Origin of the sequence: Fibrobacter sp. UWB2, assembly GCF_002210425.1 — a bacterium.
Classification (GTDB): domain Bacteria; phylum Fibrobacterota; class Fibrobacteria; order Fibrobacterales; family Fibrobacteraceae; genus Fibrobacter; species Fibrobacter elongatus.
This window is the reverse complement of the sequence record NZ_MWQK01000005.1, coordinates 112,173-128,765: the sequence shown is the minus strand read 5'-3', so window position 1 is coordinate 128,765 and position 16,593 is coordinate 112,173. Positions and strand designations below refer to the sequence as shown.

At 42.9% G+C, this 16,593-nt stretch carries 12 protein-coding genes; 11 read left to right on the top strand and 1 reads right to left on the bottom strand.

Going from position 1 to position 16,593, the window contains the following annotated elements:
• The first annotated feature begins 13 nt into the window (after positions 1-13).
• The 9 genes from B7982_RS10770 to B7982_RS10730 all read left to right on the top strand — a co-directional run bounded on the left by B7982_RS10770 (position 14) and on the right by B7982_RS10730 (position 13,198).
• A complete protein-coding gene (locus tag B7982_RS10770) occupies positions 14-2,275 on the top strand; it encodes a lytic transglycosylase domain-containing protein (protein WP_233138510.1) in 2,262 nt (753 codons plus the stop codon).
• A gap of 16 nt (positions 2,276-2,291) precedes the next feature.
• Positions 2,292-3,155 carry an EamA family transporter gene (locus tag B7982_RS10765; RefSeq protein ID WP_088660754.1) on the top strand — a complete coding sequence of 288 codons (864 nt, stop codon included), beginning with the start codon at positions 2,292-2,294 and terminating at the stop codon, positions 3,153-3,155.
• A gap of 179 nt (positions 3,156-3,334) precedes the next feature.
• A complete protein-coding gene (locus tag B7982_RS10760; protein ID WP_233138509.1) occupies positions 3,335-5,998 on the top strand; it encodes a CotH kinase family protein in 2,664 nt (887 codons plus the stop codon).
• Positions 5,999-6,085: 87 nt separating this feature from the next.
• A complete protein-coding gene (locus B7982_RS10755; RefSeq protein WP_088660752.1) occupies positions 6,086-7,456 on the top strand; it encodes a nucleotide sugar dehydrogenase in 1,371 nt (456 codons plus the stop codon).
• A gap of 5 nt (positions 7,457-7,461) precedes the next feature.
• Positions 7,462-8,565 carry a glycosyltransferase family 4 protein gene (locus B7982_RS10750; protein WP_088660751.1) on the top strand — a complete coding sequence of 368 codons (1,104 nt, stop codon included), beginning with the start codon at positions 7,462-7,464 and terminating at the stop codon, positions 8,563-8,565.
• Positions 8,566-8,581: 16 nt separating this feature from the next.
• Positions 8,582-9,676: a radical SAM protein gene (locus tag B7982_RS10745; RefSeq protein WP_198953268.1), complete on the top strand. Its 1,095-nt coding sequence runs from the start codon at positions 8,582-8,584 to the stop codon at positions 9,674-9,676.
• A gap of 10 nt (positions 9,677-9,686) precedes the next feature.
• A complete protein-coding gene (locus B7982_RS10740; RefSeq protein ID WP_088660749.1) occupies positions 9,687-10,922 on the top strand; it encodes a glycosyltransferase family 4 protein in 1,236 nt (411 codons plus the stop codon).
• A 15-nt stretch (positions 10,923-10,937) separates the two neighbouring features.
• Positions 10,938-11,948 (top strand): glycosyltransferase, encoded by a 1,011-nt coding sequence (locus B7982_RS10735; protein ID WP_158213004.1) that lies wholly within the window; start codon positions 10,938-10,940, stop codon positions 11,946-11,948.
• The gene (locus tag B7982_RS10730) at positions 11,945-13,198 is read left to right on the top strand and encodes an O-antigen ligase (RefSeq protein WP_088660747.1); all 1,254 of its coding nucleotides are present in this window, start codon (positions 11,945-11,947) and stop codon (positions 13,196-13,198) included. Before B7982_RS10735 ends, B7982_RS10730 begins: the two co-directional genes overlap by 4 nt.
• Here B7982_RS10730 and B7982_RS10725 read toward each other — a convergent pair.
• The gene (locus tag B7982_RS10725) at positions 13,186-14,214 is read right to left on the bottom strand and encodes a glycosyltransferase family 2 protein (RefSeq protein WP_088660746.1); all 1,029 of its coding nucleotides are present in this window, start codon (positions 14,212-14,214) and stop codon (positions 13,186-13,188) included. The genes B7982_RS10730 and B7982_RS10725 overlap by 13 nt on opposite strands.
• A gap of 86 nt (positions 14,215-14,300) precedes the next feature.
• Between B7982_RS10725 and B7982_RS10720 the strand changes: the two genes are divergently transcribed.
• Together B7982_RS10720 and B7982_RS10715 are read left to right on the top strand one after the other, a co-directional pair.
• Positions 14,301-15,563, top strand: a complete 1,263-nt coding sequence (locus B7982_RS10720; RefSeq protein WP_088660745.1) for a CDP-glycerol glycerophosphotransferase family protein — start codon at positions 14,301-14,303, stop codon at positions 15,561-15,563.
• Positions 15,564-15,612: 49 nt separating this feature from the next.
• A complete protein-coding gene (locus B7982_RS10715) occupies positions 15,613-16,491 on the top strand; it encodes a hypothetical protein (RefSeq protein WP_158213003.1) in 879 nt (292 codons plus the stop codon).
• Positions 16,492-16,593: the final 102 nt, after the last annotated feature.

Below are 16,593 nucleotides of genomic sequence, written 5' to 3'. Positions count from 1 at the left end.
ATTATTTTATTCATTGTTGTTGGCTTGTTCGGCCGCCTTGTATGCTCAGGTGGACGGCTCTGTATATTCTACGTACAAGTCCCCGTTTGCGGATCAGGAAATGATTGCTCCGGACCAGTTCCAGGATGCCGTTATCCGTGCCGCCCGTGCAAAGAAGACAATGAATGATGTTGCTGTTTCGCAGAACTCTCGCGACTTTGCCCGCGCAGCCTATTACTATTACAGTGGACAGTGGGATAGTGCCTATGCCGCCTATAATTCGTTGCGCAAGCGTGAACCGGAACTTTTGGGAACGGTTGTGCTCCGTATGGCAAAGGCAAACTTCAAGCAAGAAAACTATGCCAAGATGCGCGAAACATTGCGCCTCGAAAAGAGCCTTGAAAATGATAGGGCTTGGCGTGATGCTGCCGACCGTTTGAGAATTGAAGCCACCATGGCGGACTATTCGCTGAATGATGTGGCCCGTGCTGATTCATTAATGGCTTACCTTAACGGAAACCCAGATAGCGATGATATCGATCCATTGAAGTACCGTTACGCCCGCTACCTGGAAGATTCTTACCAGTTGAAGCAGGCAAAGCGCATGTACATGAAGCTTTTGACGAGCCGTACATCGTACAAGGATTCTGCTTACGCTTCTGTCCGCCGCTTGAGAGAGGTGATTGGCGCTCCGGAGTCGCTGGCCGAAAAGGTTGCCTATGCAAAGATGGCCTGCACGAAAGACGAAATGAAGAGCTGTCTTGATTTGCTCGATTCCATCCAGATTATGGACTCTCAGCAGGCGCAAAAAAATCCGGCCTCTGTCGTGGTGCTTGACGATCCGGCTTATGCCCGCCTAAAGAAGAGCACGCTGGATTTGAACACCCGCATTATGCTGTGGGAAAAGCGTGCTGCTGCACTCCGTTCGCTGAACCGTAACGAAAATGCGATTGAACAGTACCGCTATTTGATTGAAAATGTGGAACCGCGTCCGTCCTGGATCCAGGCCATCCTCAAGCTTTACCGCAAGGAAGCCGCAGGCGTTTTTGACGAAGAAATCCACATGTATGATTCCCTCTTGCAGGATGTGAGCCAGTTCAGTAACGAAAATGCGAACAACCTCTGGTTGCGCGGTTTTGAATTTGAACAAAAGCTGATGTACGACAAGGCGATTGACTGCTACAAGAAACTCATCCATAAGCGTTTCAAGAGCAATCTCAAGCGCCAGTGGGCGAGATTCCGCATAGGCTACTGCTACTTTAAGCGTGGCATGTGGGTAGAGGCCGCCGCTTACTTCCGTGATGCAACGAAGGATCCGTTCCTCTGGAGCGGAAGCGCCTCGAGAATGTTCCTGGGCGATACGTATATGAAAATGGGCGAGGATTCGCTTGCCCGTGCCGCTTATCTTGACTGTATCAAGGATTTTCCGCTTTCGTACTATGCACACCGCAGCCGTACCAAGCTCTTGGAAAAACACTTGCTCCCGGCTGAAAAGATTCCGTACGCTCATGGCGTGCCGATGTCCCATGCGGCGACTGTTGAATGGATTCGCTCTGTAAACAAGCTTGGAAAGCCGGATGGTTCCTATACCAAGGAACGCTTTGAACGCATCAAGAAACTCTTCCTTTACGGTTTTGAAGAAGAAGCCTTTAGGCTCTATGAAGAAATCAAGAAGAAGAATTTCAAGCGTATGGATTTCCTGTACGAATATGGAAAGCTGTTCTACGATGTTGGCGAAACGGCTGCCGGTTATAGGCTTGCACGCCAGTTCCAGGCAAAGATGGACAGACGCTTGTTTATGTCTCCGCCGCTTGATGTGCTGCATTACCTCTTCCCGGTCCCGTATGCAGACCCGGTGGTTTACTACTCGGGCACGAGCATCGATCCGTTCTTTGTGTATAGCGTGATGCGTCAAGAATCCATTTTCGATTTCCAGATTACATCACCTGCGGGCGCCTGTGGCCTTTTGCAGATTATGCCTGCGACGGGCAAGATGCTTGCGGACAAGGAAGAGATTTCGGGCTTTAATCCGAAGCGCCTCTACAATGCTTACATGAACATCCGCTTGGGGATCCGCTACTTGATCGACCTCAAGGACGAATACAAGAACGACTACATGTATGTGCTTTGCAACTACAATGCGGGCCCGAAACCGACGAAGCGCTGGCAGTCCGAAAGCGAAGGCCTCCCGTGGGATTTGCGCGTCGAAGAAATCAGCTACTGGGAAACCCGCGACTACGTCAAGCGCGTCATGGGAAATTATTGGATCTATCAGGAAATATATCCTGAGAAGTAGTTGCTTGTAATTTCCTATGTTGTTCTTACTCTTAACAATTGGTCCTGCGTTTTTATTTGCCTGTGGAAACATCCTGGAAAAGTCCGGGGTGTCCACTGTTGGCAAGCGCACGGGCGGTACTTCTAGACCTTGGGAATTTTTCAAGGGCGTTATCACGAATAAATTTTGGTGGCTTGGCATTGCATGCTCCGGGCTAGCGACTGTCGGCTATTACATTGCGATGGCGCAGTATGACCTTTCGCAAGTGCAACCGATGATGGTCCTGAATCCGGTGCTGACGGCACTCATGGGATTCTGCATTTTGAAGGAAGTCTTGACCAAGCGCATTGTTGTAGCCATTTGCTTTGTCGTGGCAGGCCTTTTGTATTCCGTCGAGAATCTCGGTGAATCGACTGCCGTGCAGAACATTGGTACGCTTTGGCTGTATGCAGGCGGGCTTTGCTTTGCAACGCTCATTGCACACCTCTGGGTGAAAGACCGCGAAATGGTCGACTCGCTCATCATGGGGGTTGGCTTTGGACTCTCGGCGGCATTCTACAAGAGTCTCGCAATGGATTTTGATTTGGACCATATCGAGTTCTCGTCAGTGGCAAATTTGCTCATGGACTTTAGAACGCTTGGCTATGTGGCGACATACGGCATTGCCTTTTTGTATTCGCAGGTGTCGTTCTCGCGTGGACGTGCGCTGTTCATCATCCCGTTCAGCGCGGCGGTCGGTGCCGCAGTACCTACGCTTGCGGGGGCTCTCGTTTTTTACGAAGCGTTCCCGATGGGCAAGGTGATTTCTGTGTCGCTCGTGCTGATTGGCGCCTGTCTTTTTATTGTTCGCAGACCGCGCCGAAAGAAAGTGGTTGCTTCGGAACTCGAAAATAAGAAGTAGTTTTTTTCTTATATTCCGAGCCCGGCATTCCAAATACTCAAGTATAATATATATTCCACATTATGGTGTGTTGGAATGATCTTTCGTCTCAGATCTGTAGGACTTTTGGTCCTCTTTTTATTGTTGCTCTGTTTTGGTCTGCGTGCTCAGACGATAATCCAAGTTCGCTGAATTTTGATTTGGGAAGTAGTTCTTCTGCAAATGGTCATGCAGATGGCGCGAACCTCCCTTTTGCGGGTGGCCCTGTGATTTTCACGGAGGTCGATCCGGTTAACATTGATTATAAAGATCACGAAGGCGATGACGCGGGCTGGGTAGAACTTTTCAATACTTCTGCAGATACGGTGAATTTGTCTGGGATGTACTTGACGGACTCGCAAGATGAACCTTTCAAGTGGAAACTTGGCGATGTGAAAATCGCGCCGAACTCATTTTTGGTCGTTTTCTTGTCGGGGAAGAACTATCCCGATTACGTGATGCCGCATGATTCTATCGATATGATTGGGCCAGGTTGCTGGACATGGACGGATGCAGAAAGCGACCCACCGGGTTACAGCTATGCCGATCCGTTGCCGGGATACAAGAAAAATTGCTTTAGTGAAAATGGAAAGCGTCGCATAGGCTCGGTGATGCAATTGGGCGAAAACGAGGAACTTGGATGGGCGTCCATTTCGCTTTTTGTTGGGACGGGGAACACCGACCCCTCGGATGTGCTTGATATTTCGGCTGCCAATGAAATCTTGATGCAGGCGTACATTACAAAAGGTCGCAAAGTTTCTGTGCGCTTGGCACAACCCGACATTGACGATTGGAAAGGTTACGAAATGGTCCTTGAAGGGACGGGGGATTCTTCGACGGTTTACCGCATGGCTCTCCCTACGGGAACGACATTCCCTGATTTGGCGAATATTTACGGGACGCGGTTTAGCCCCGATGCGAATGAATCGCAAGAAGTGACTCTTAAGGTTTTCAGCTACATTACTCGCAATCGCGGCCATGAACCGCATGCGGGTTTCAAGCTTTCAAAAAAAGGCGGCTCGCTTTACTTGGTGAATGCTGATACGGCGATTGTGGATTCTGTATCTTACCCGGAATTGCCTCTAGGGAAAACTTGGAGCTATGCAAATGGCTGGGGCTATGCAGATCCTTCGCCGTATGGCTATACGGAAAGTACGTTGACTTTTACTCGTGAAGAGAGTATCGACACCTTGCTGTTCCCGCCTTCGGGATTTTATACAGAACCTTTTGTTCTAAATCTTGAAAGTACGAATAATGCCGTGTGCGAAACAGGTGGCAAATTGCCTTCGGAAGAGACTGTATTTCAGAAGAGTATTTTAATCGACAAGACGACGGTAATACGCTGTGCAAAAATCGCTCCGCAAAGCCTCCCGAGCGATGTGGTGACTCGCACTTACGTTTTCGAAAGTGCGCCTGCTGTGCCTGCGGTGTTCCTTGCGGCTGACCCGAATTCGCTTTTTGACCCGGATACAGGTATTTATGTGGAAGGCCCGTATGCGCAGAGCAAGGAACCTCATTACGGCGCCAATTACTGGCTTGACAAGGAAATCCCCGTGACGGTGGAATTGATGGAACCAGGGACGGATGCGCCTGCATTTGCGAAGAATGCAGGACTCAAAATTTTTGGCAATTACAGCAGGCAAAAAGACAAGAAGTCGGTGGCGATTACGTTCCGTGAAAAATATGGCGATTCTCACCTGAAGTATCCGCTGTTCCCTGAATTCCCGGAGCTGAACAAGTTCAAGGTGTTCCTGCTGCGCAATAATGGGAGCAATTGCGGAAACGACTACATTCGCGACCGCTTGGCAAGTTCTGTGAGCGAAGGGCTTGGCGTTGATTACCAGCGCGGGCGATTTGCAGTCGTGTATTATAACGGCGAATATTTCGGTATCCACAGCATTCGTGAGCGCTCGACGGCAGACTATTTCGAAACGCATTACGGACTTGATCCGGATAAAATAGATTTGCTCAAGGCGGATAATGCCGTGTCGGCGGGTTCGGCTGTCGATTACGTGGCGTTGATGGATTGGCTGGAATCAAATAATTTGGATGACGAGGAAAATTACTCTTATATCGCATCGCAAATAGATGTCGATAATTTCATCAATTACATGCATACGGAGCTCTTTGCGAATAACCGCGACTGGCCGGCGAATAATCTCAAGAAGTGGCGCAGTACAAGCCCCAAAACTCTGTGGAAATGGTTCCTGTACGATCTTGATTTTGGTTTCGGGAATGATTACAGCAAATATACGAATAACATATTTGAATTTGCAACAGCGGAAGATGGGGATTCTTGGCCAAACGGGCCTGAATTCACGTTGTTGCTCCGAAGACTGCTTGAAAACGAAGGCTTCAAGGCGGCTTTTATCAACCGAATGGCGGTGCTCTTGCAAATGAATTTTGAAAGCTCGCGTGTGCTTGCACGCATCGAAAAGATGATGGCGGAAATCCAGTCGGAAATTCCTCGCGATCAAAAACGCTGGGGGCTGAGTGCTTCGAAAATGACAAAACAGCTTAACGCCATCAAGAATTTTGCGATGGACCGCCCAGGTGTTATTTACGACGAATTGCAGGAATTTTTTGCACTCGGTAAAAAGGCGGCTGTAACCTTGTCTGTAAATGGCCCTGGTAAGATTCTTGTGCACAACCTCCCCGTTGATGAACCGGAAATGACTGTGAATTTCTTTATGGGATTCCCGGTGGTGCTTAGCGCGGAGCCTCTTATGGGAAGTACTTTTGTAGGTTGGAGTGACGGCGAAACAAACCCCACGCGAGTGATTCTGCCGGAAAGCGTCAGTGAAGTTTCTGCTCTCTTTAAATAGGCTGGAGAGCGCTAGAACCTTATAAATAGCCTATGTTTTGAAAGCGATGTTCATCGTATAGCTTTCTAATTTCTATCTTGTAGTATCATGAGTTTTGAAACTAAAATCGTTTGCATTGGTGCTGGCTACGTCGGTGGCCCCACCATGACCGTTATCGCCGATAAGTGCCCCGATGTTAAGGTTACCGTAGTTGATATCAACCAGTCGCGTATTGATGCCTGGAATAGCGAAAATCTCCCAATTTTTGAACCAGGTCTGGACGACGTTGTAAAGCGCGCCCGTGGCCGTAACCTGTTCTTTAGTACGGATATTCCTGCCGCCATCAAGGAAGCGGATATCATCTTTGTGTCGGTGAATACCCCGACGAAAACGTTTGGTCACGGTGCTGGCAAGGCTTCTGACTTGCAGTACTGGGAAAAGACCGCCCGCAACATTTTGGAAATTGCCGATGAAGGCAAGATTATCGTCGAAAAGTCGACGCTCCCGGTTCGCACCGCTGCGGCCATGGAACGCATCCTGAATTCGAACGACAAGGGCCTCCACTTTGAAGTCCTCTCGAATCCGGAATTTTTGGCTGAAGGTACGGCTATCAACGACTTGTTTGAACCGGACCGTGTGCTCATTGGTAGCCACCAGACAGAATCGGGCCTCGCAGCCTGCCAGAAGCTCGTAGACGTGTACGCCCACTGGGTGCCGCGTGACCGCATCCTTACGACGAACCTCTGGAGCTCCGAACTCACGAAGCTCACGGCGAACGCCTTCCTCGCACAGCGCATTAGTTCTATCAACTCCATTAGCGCTCTCTGCGAACGCACTGGTGCCGATGTCGACGAAGTTGCCTATGTGATGGGCAAGGACCGCCGCATTGGCTCCAAGTTCCTCAAGGCTTCCATCGGTTTCGGTGGCAGTTGCTTCAAGAAGGACATTCTGAATCTCGTGTACCTTTGCGGTTATTACGGACTCCCGGAAGTCGCCGCTTACTGGGAAAGCGTCGTGAAGATTAACGAGTGGCAGACGCACCGCGTGGTGGACCGCATGCTCGAAACCATGTTCAATACGATTGCAGGCAAGAAAATTGCCGTGTTCGGTTTTGCGTTCAAGGCCAATACCGGTGACACCCGCGAAAGCCCGGCGAACCTCGTTGTGCGTGACTTGCTCGCCGAACATGCACTGCCTGTCGTGACCGACCCGAAGGCTATCCCGGATGCAAAGCGCGACCTCAAGGACGTGATTGATCAGGTCTCGTTCGAAGAAGACCCGTACAAGGCTGCCGAAGACGCCCACGCCGTTGTCGTTTGCACGGAATGGAAGTGCTTTGCCGAGCTCGACTGGAAACGCATTTACAGTTCGATGGCAAAACCGGCATTTGTATTTGATGGCCGCAATATTTTGGATGCGGACGCCCTTCGCAAGATCGGCTTTGAAGTGACGAGCATCGGTAAGGGCAAAGCGGAGTAAAGATCTTGAAAATCGCAGTTGTCGGTACTCGCGGGATCCCTGATATTATGGGTGGTATTGAAACCCATTGTCAGCAGTTGTATCCGCGTCTTGTTGAACGGGGGGCTTCAGTCGTGATTTTTGCACGAAAGGCATATACCCCACAAAAGACGCCTTATGAATATAAGGGTGTACAGGTTGTTCCTGTTTATGCGCCTAAAATAGCGGGAATAGAAACTTTTGTCCATACGTTCCGCTGCTTTTTGAAAGTGTTGCGTTGGAAACCTGATATTGTGCATTTGCATGCTATCGGGCCGTCTTTCGTTGCTCCGTTTTTTAGACTTTTTGGTCTTAAAGTTGTTTATACCCATCATGGCCAAGATTATAACCGTGCTAAGTGGGGATGGTTTGCTAAGGCTGTTCTTCGTTTGAGTGAATTTGTCGGAACGACTTTTTCGAATTGTGTTATTGTTATTTCGGATTTGCTCGAAAAATGGCTTCAAGAAAAGTACCATTGCAAGAGAACGTTCCGTATCAACAATGGTGTTACTTTACAGCCGACTTTGTCGCAGCTTGTTGCTAACAAGTGGCTTGATAAGTATGGGCTGAAAGGGAAACGTTATATTTTTGCATTAGGCCGTTTTGTTAAGGAAAAAGGTTTCCATGATTTGATTGCGGCCTATAAGAAGGCTAATCTTAAGGATGTTCCGCTTGTGATTGCCGGTTCTGCGGATTTCGAGTCGGGGTATGCCGAGAAGATGAAGTCGGACGCAAATGAAGTCGGTGCAATTCTTCCTGGATATATTCACGGCGAAGAACTTCAGGCGGTCTTTGAAAACGCATCTTTGTTTGTTATTCCGAGCTATCACGAGGGGCTCCCGATAGTATTGTTGGAAGCTCTTGGTTATAACAGGAATGTGATTGCTAGTGATATTCCGGCAAATATGGAAGTCCCGCTTCCTGCTGAGTGTTTCTATGAATTGGGTGATGTGGACGAATTGGCGGAAAAAATACAGAACTTTATGAAAAATCCCATAGAAAGGGATTTTAAGCAAATTGTTTTGCGTTACTATGATTGGGATGTGATTGCGGATCGTACAATGAAGTTGTATCAGGTTTTAGTAAAGTGAGTTACTTGAGGTCATTATGAGTTGTGCAAACTGCAGTTGTGGTTCTAGTAAAATACAGATGCCGACGGACGTGTCGGTGATTACGACATATCGTTGCCAAATGCGATGCAAAATGTGCAACATTTGGAAGAACCCGACTAAGAAAAGCGAAGAGATCCAGGCGAAAGATTTGGAAATTTTGCCACAACTCAAGTTCGCAAATGTTACTGGTGGCGAACCCTTTATCCGTCAGGATTTGGAGGACATCGTTGAGGTTCTCTACACTAAGGCTCCGCGTATTGTAATTAGTACGAGTGGTTGGTGGGTGGATCGCGTCATAAAACTGGCGGAACGTTTTCCGAATATTGGCATCCGCGTGAGTATCGAGGGTCTTGAAGGTACGAATAATTTTTTGCGTGGTCGCGATGACGGCTTTGAACGCGGTATGCGCACGCTCAAGACTCTCCACGAGATGGGTGTGAAGGATATCGGCTTTGGCCAGACGCTTAGTAACTGGAACAGCAATGATCTGATTCCGCTTTACGAACTTGCGCTCTCAATGAACTTTGAGTTTGCGACCGCCGCTTTCCACAACAGTTACTATTTCCACAAGGAAGACAATCAGATTAGTAACAAGGAAGAACTCTGCGAGAATATTGGTAAATTGGTGAACCGCCTCTTGAAAGAGAATCATCCGAAGTCCTGGTTCCGTGCATTCTTCAATTTGGGACTTATCAAGTATATCCAGGGCGGCAAGCGTATGCTGCCGTGTGAGGCTGGCTCCGTGAACTTCTTTACTGACCCGTGGGGTGAAGTTTACCCCTGCAACGGCCTGGAGCCACGCTACTGGCAGGAAAGCATGGGTAATATTCACAACGCTAAGAACTTCGAAGAAATCTGGTTCAGCGAGCAGGCTCAGAAGGTTCGCGAAAAAGTTCGTACCTGCCCCAAGAATTGCTGGATGGTGGGTACCGCTGCTCCGGTGATGAAGAAGTATATTGCGCATGTGGCTCCGTGGGTGCTTAAGGCCAAGCTCAAGAGCTTGTTCGGTAAGGAAGTGGATTGCTCCTGTTTCCCGACGTTCGATGTCGGTCAGGATCCGCGTCAGGGCGATTTGAGAATTGAAGAGTAGTGAGCGCACTATGCGAATAGCTCTTGTAAATTATCGCTACTATGTTTCCGGTGGACCGGAACGGTACATGTTCAATATCAAGGAAGTGCTGGAACGGAATGGACATGAGGTCATTCCGTTTAGCATCAAGAGTTCAAAGAATGTTCCGTCTCCGTACGAAGAAGATTTTTTGGATACCGTAGATGATCAGACTTATTTTGCACAAAGCAAGAAGACTCTCCGTGTTGTCTTGAAGTCTTTTACGAGAATGTTTTATTCCTTTGAGGCGAAAAAAGCATTTGCTCGTTTTTTGGATAAGTACAAACCGGAAATTGTCTATATCATCCATTATCACAACAAAATTTCTCCTAGCATCATTGATGTTGCAAAAGCGAGAAATATTCCGGTTGTTCACAGAATTTCAGATTTCCAGTACATGTGCCCGAACGCTTTGTTCTATAATGAACGAAAGGGAATATGTGAAGATTGCTTAAATAGCCGTTCTTTGTCTTGCGTTAAGAACAAGTGTGTAATGAACTCCCGTGTGTATTCGGCAATAAAACTTGCTGCTAAAAAATTGCACGATTTTTTACATACGACGGAGAAAATCGATGCCTTTGTTGTTCCCTCGACATTTACGTTGAATAAACTGAAAAAATATGGTATTGCTGAGGATAAGTTAAATCATATTCCGACCTTCTTTAACTTAAAGCAAGAACCGGATGTGTCTTATTTACCATATTTTTTGTATGTGGGGCGAATTGAAAAGCAGAAAGGTCTATTGACATTAGTGAATGCTTTTGTTGGTTCTTCAATGAAACTAAAAATTATTGGTTTCTCCAATGATGGCTATGAAGATGAATTGAAAGAATACTTGTCAAGAAAGGAATGTGATATTGAATTCCTTGGGAAAAAAAGTTTCGGTGAAATTGAACCTTATTTGAAAAATTGTTTGTGTACTATTGTACCTTCTGAATGGTATGATAATTTCCCGAATGCAATTTTGGAAAGCTTTGCCTTTAAAAAGCCGGTGATTGCGACTGATATTGGTTCGTTACCTGAATTAGTGGAAGATGGAAAAACTGGATTCCTGTTTAAATACGCTTCTCCAGAAGATTTGAAATCTAAGTTGAAACAGGCTCTTGAAAATGTTGATGCTGTTAAAGTGATGGGCGAAAAAGCCTATGAAAAAATATGTACGGTTTATTCTCCTGAAATGCATTATGAGCAATTGATGAAACTTTTTGATAAACTTGTTGAAAAGTAGAGATTGGAGAAAAATTTGTCTCATCAAGCATTGATTTCGGTGATCATCCCTGTGTATAAGGTCGAAAAATATCTCGATCAGTGTGTTGAAAGTATTGTTGCTCAAACTTATAGGAATCTAGAAATAATTCTAGTTGATGACGGCTCTCCAGATAAATGTCCTGAAATGTGTGACTCATGGGCTAGGAAAGATTCACGAATAAAAGTTGTACATAAGAAAAATGGTGGCTTGGGAGATGCTCGAAATGCAGGCTTAGCGATAGCAAAAGGTGATTTTATAGGCTTTGTTGATAGTGATGATTGGTGTGAATCCTGTATGTATGAAGAGTTGCTTCATGCGTGTTTGAAGTTTGATGTTTTAGTTTCTGCATGTAATGTATGGGTTGATTGGGAAAATGGTTGGCCTACAAGCTGTACCGAATTTGAAAAAGAAAATCGTTGTTGGAATCAGTTGGAAATACAAGAGAATTTTTGTATTGGAAAAATAACAGCGTGGGCATGGAATAAATTGTATAAAAGGGATGTTGTTGATTTTTTGTCTTTTCCGCATCAGGCTTATGAGGATATTCCTGTAGCGCGAAATTTGTACCCTAAATTGGAAAGACTCGCTTTTACAGGAACTGCTTTATATCATTACAGACAGAGATCTTCTAGCATTGTGAATTCAAGTGTCCGTCGTTCTCATTTTGTATTGATTGAAGAAAATCGGAAAATCGTGGATATGGCTGCTCAGAAGCCTTATTATGGAAAAAGCGCTGCCGAATTAGCAGTAATGAGTTTTAAGTTTCTTGAAAAAATATATTCTAATTCTGCAGAAAATTTAGATGATTTAATACCGTCTTTGCTGAATGATATTCGTAATGGAAGTACGTATTTAATGCCAAGGGGAGATGTCCACAAAGTGGATATGCTTTTCATGAAAATGATTGCAAAAGGATTTCCGTATCGAATTGTTCTGAAAATACGTTATTTATTTCGAAAAGCATATTGGTTTTTTGATATGAAGGGTGTGAGAAGGAATAAATGATTTCTTATTTGGTCGGTGCATATTTAGCTTTTGCTTTAGTGAATTTTCGTGTAGCTGTTTTATTAATGGCTCCGTTATCGTTGCTTTTGCACATGTTTCCTGCGATTGACCGACAAGTGACTTCGATTTTGGATTTGTGCTGTCTAGGGTTGACTATTTTGCTGCCTATAAAAAGTAGTTTTATTCCCAAAATAAAAACATATCCTTTTGTTATTCCCAGTATAGTTGTAGCGCTTTCGTTCGTAATTACGAATTTATTTGCGGAATCACATTGGCCTAGTACTGTATTTACTCTTAATACAATTTACGTTTTTCCTTTTGTTGTTTGGTGTGTCTTAGATGATGAAAAGGACTTGAATCTGTTGGTCCGTTTATTTATGATATATTTTGGATTCTGCACCATCTATGCGTTGATAGAACTTGCTCTTGGTGATAATTTGATAATTGAGTCAATTAGACAGTTGGATATCGTGAATGCTAATGTGTGGAATTATACTGAAATTCGTTTTGGGTTTAAACGATTGCAAAGTATTTTTGATACGCCGATGTCAATGGGCTTGGCCATGGGGACTTTTGGATATTTACTTATTGACTATTGGAAACTAAACAGAAACAATAATTTTTTCATAGGAATTTTGATGGCATTGTGTTTAGTTTTGCCCTGGTTAACAGGCTCAAGATCTGTTTTTGCAGCTGTTCTTGTAATGTTAATGCCTGCATTATATGATTACCTAAAAGGAAACCGATTTGCATTATTGAAAATAGGATTGATTGGTGGTGGAATTTTCTTATTCGGTGGTTGGGTTATGACCTTAGTGGATTCTTTTATTCATTCTGATACCGCAGTGACAGGAAGTAGTATGGATATGCGACTGATGCAATATCTCGTTATTCTACCGTTCTTTTTTAATTCTCCAATATGGGGAAATGGCTATGGCTTTACATGGACCTTTGTTAAGGAAGTCGATGCGGATATTCTTGGGGCGGAGAGTATTTGGTTGCAGTTGCTTGTTGATTACGGAGCTCTTGGCGCTATTGCTTATATTGCTTGTTTAATATATATGGTCAAGTGTTTAAAACCGTATTTCGGGAAAAAAGCCTGCTTTTTCCCGTTGGCAATTGCTGTTGGATATACTTTGTCTACATTTTTGGGATTGGAAATAAACTACTTTTTTATTATTTGCATGATCATAAAAAAATTGCATGAAATTTATGGCGATGCAAATACAGAAAGTTCTCAGGATGCGTAAATTTTTTTCATAAGCCTGATCAACCCGCGAATCCATAATGATAGGGTGATTTTGTGTCTGAACAAAAATAAATCGATTATTTTTACAAGGGGCAATCCTTTTGTATCGACATATTGCAAATAATCCTGAATGTATTTTTGCTTGATTTCTTTGGATAGTTGAATCATTCTTCGCAGATACGATTCAGGATTTTGGGGGTTCATGTATGTTAGCTCCCAGCTTAAGGCAAATAAACGATATGCTTCCCTTCCAAAAATGGGACGATTTGCTTGGTAAAAATCTCGATCAAAAGCATCTAGATATTGAATTAAGTAGGGAAGTCCTCCCGTATGGTACCTGTGCATTGCAGATGATGGGTTTTGACGATAAAAATATCCGCATTCGTTTAAGTATGATATCGTTTTTGCTTTAGTTATTGCTTCAAAAAAGAATATTCGGTCTTCGCCAATAGCTAGTTGCGAATTAAATTTAATTTTGTTAGTTTCGAGAAAACTTCTTTTAATGAGCTTGCAACATACAGAAATAATGGGTGCGTATTTCCCGTGCTGTACCCAAACGAATTGAGGCATTATAAGTTTTTTTTGCTCATCAGAAATTGATGGAATGGATTCGTTTTCGAAAAATTCCTTTTCGATTTGCCCATTGTCGTAAACGGATGCCATGTCCCAAAAAACAATGTCACTGTTGTTTGCCTTGGCAATTTGGTAGGCTTTGGGGTAAATGTCTGATGATACCCAATCATCCGCATCTACAAATGATATGTACTCTCCTTGAGCGTGTTGAATTCCAAAATTTCGAGTATCAGAAACACCACTATGTCTTTTTTTGATAATAGTAAAACGATTATCTTGGCTAATGAGATCCTTGCATTGAGCCTCTAAAGATTCATTGTCTCCGTCAAAAACAATTAGAAATTCCGCATCACTCATCGCTTGTGATGACAGAGAACTGATCATTTCCTTGAGATACTTGATACTGACGTTATAAACGGGGATGATTACAGAAACTTTAGGCATTTTAAAAGCTCCAAGAAGGCAATGCAAAAATAAAAAAACGTTGCTCAATTGTTTGAACTGTCTCTGCAGGATTGATTCGGTTTACGATGATTGTTGTGATGAAAATTTGCAAAATTTCTATTTTTGAGGAAAAGGATTTATGTGCTGCAATGATTACCGAATTGAAAAAAAGATTTGTTCGAAAAATAAAATTAGGTGTGTTGGCTTTTTTTGAATTTTTGGGCGCTTTTTCTAAACAAATAATTCTTTTCGAGTCGTATCCGGATTTTGATGGTTCCCCTTGGATGATTTATCAGGAACTGAAAAATCGAGGATATGAAAAAAAATATCGGTTGGTATGGGCTGTTGATAAATCTCTTGTTCCCCCCAAAAAAATAGAATGTATTCCTTTTTTTGGAAATATATCTCTTTATGACCGTTTTAGACGCTTCCGTTATAAAGTGATCACGAAACTTATTATTGATAGTAACCGGTATATTGAAAAAACTAGTCTAAAAACATTTCGTTTGCATACAAGACATGGGGGAACGCTGAAAAGAGTTGATCAGTATTCACATGCTATTGGTAAGATAGATTATATTCTTTCATTGTCGAGTGAAATGGCTTGTTTGGAATCGTCTGTTGTGTATAAGGGCGCCGGCTTAGATCGTGAACAATTCCTTCCATTGGGTTATCCTAATAATGATAGATTGTTTATTCCTCTGGATCAGTCTGTCATAAGACCATGGGAGTATGACTGCAATAATGTACGATATAAAAAAATTATTGGATGGATGCCTACTTTTCGTAGGCACAAATTTGGTCATAGGGTAGATTGTTCAAAAAAATTCCCTTTTGGCGTTCCTTTATTGTATCAAAGAGAAGCTTTTGAAAAGTTGAATGATTTTTTAAAAGAAAAAGGTGTTTTATTGGCGTTAAAAATACATCATGCTCAATTAGATGATTTTCCAAAGGTCAATTTTTCAAATATCAAGATAATTCCACAGGATTTGTTGAGCAAATTGAATGTTTCGATGATGGACTTGATAAAATCATTTGATGCTTTAATAACGGATTATTCTTCCATATATCATGAATATTTGCTTTTAAATCGTCCAATAGCTTTAACAATAGATGATTTTGAAGAATACTCTGCAGGTACAGGCTTTAGCATTGATTACTTTGAGTGGATAAAAGGCGTTTATTTAAACGACGTCTCGGATTTGACGCGTTTTGTTGATGAAGTCTCTGAAAATATAGATTCTGCGAAAAATGAAAGAAATTTAGCCTTGCATCGTATTCATGCTTTTGTTGATAATCAATCGACAAAGCGGGTTGTTGATTTTCTTGCTGAAAAAATTCCGTTATAGGGTATGCAAAATGGTTGTTGTGCTTTTGATTTTAATAGTCTTGTTTCTTATGTCGATGTCTGTTTTTCGGGATAATTCAAATTATGCATTATCTGTTGAACAAACTCAGTCGATAAAGGGATTCTTTGTTGTTACGATTTTCTTTTCTCATTTTTGTTCCTATGTTGTTTTTGAAAAATGGTATGATGTTTTTTTGTTGCAGTATTGTCATTGGCTAGGGCAATTAATGGTGCTTCCCTTCCTTTTCTATTCAGGTTATGGCATTTTTGAATCAGTAAAGAAAAAAGGGATTTCTTATATTAAGGAGTTCCCTAAAAAGAGAATTTTGAAGATCTTGTTACATTTTGATTTAGCAGTATTGCTTTTTTTATTGTATGACGTTTTTTTTATGCCTGAAAACCTGTCTGTGATAAAAGTGCTGCTTTCGTTAATTGCGTGGGATTCCATAGGTAATTCAAATTGGTTTATTTTTGCAATTATTTGTGTTTATCTGTTCGGGTATGTAAGTTTGTTGATATTTAAAGGGGATTTGTTTAAATCATTGATTTTAATAGGCTTATTATGCTTTTTATATGTGGTGGTTGTTTCTCGATTTAAACCTGGATATTGGTTTGATACAGTTTTGTCGTTTCCTTTAGGTTGCTTTGTTTCTTTATATAAGGATAAAATAAATGTGAGGAATCATTTGGCTTGGGGCTTCTTTTTTGCTTTAAGTCTTATTGTGCTGATTGGAATGAAAAAAGGTATTATTAGCAATTTTTATATAAATAGTCAGCTAGCTATGGCCTCTATGGTAGTTCTGATTTTGCTGATTTCAATGCGTGTATGGGTTAAAAGTAAGATACTTTCTTGGTTTGGTGGTCAAGTTTTTGGAATATATATTGCAAAGACTTTCAATGAATTTTGGAAAGTATATGCATTGGAATGAAACCAATATTTATCTTTATTTTGTTTTCTGTTTTTTTGCTACTTTATTATTAGCTTATGCTTTTAATAAAGTATTGGCTAAGTTTGATTCATATTTTTTTCA

Coding starts and splice junctions, on each gene's coding strand:
- B7982_RS10765 (WP_088660754.1), top strand. CDS start 2,292: ATGTTGTTCTTACTCTTAACAATTGGTCCTGCGTTTTTATTTGCCTGT.
- B7982_RS10755 (WP_088660752.1), top strand. CDS start 6,086: ATGAGTTTTGAAACTAAAATCGTTTGCATTGGTGCTGGCTACGTCGGT.
- B7982_RS10745 (WP_198953268.1), top strand. CDS start 8,582: ATGAGTTGTGCAAACTGCAGTTGTGGTTCTAGTAAAATACAGATGCCG.
- B7982_RS10740 (WP_088660749.1), top strand. CDS start 9,687: ATGCGAATAGCTCTTGTAAATTATCGCTACTATGTTTCCGGTGGACCG.
- B7982_RS10730 (WP_088660747.1), top strand. CDS start 11,945: ATGATTTCTTATTTGGTCGGTGCATATTTAGCTTTTGCTTTAGTGAAT.
- B7982_RS10725 (WP_088660746.1), bottom strand. CDS start 14,214: ATGCCTAAAGTTTCTGTAATCATCCCCGTTTATAACGTCAGTATCAAG.
- B7982_RS10720 (WP_088660745.1), top strand. CDS start 14,301: ATGATTGTTGTGATGAAAATTTGCAAAATTTCTATTTTTGAGGAAAAG.
- B7982_RS10715 (WP_158213003.1), top strand. CDS start 15,613: ATGTCGATGTCTGTTTTTCGGGATAATTCAAATTATGCATTATCTGTT.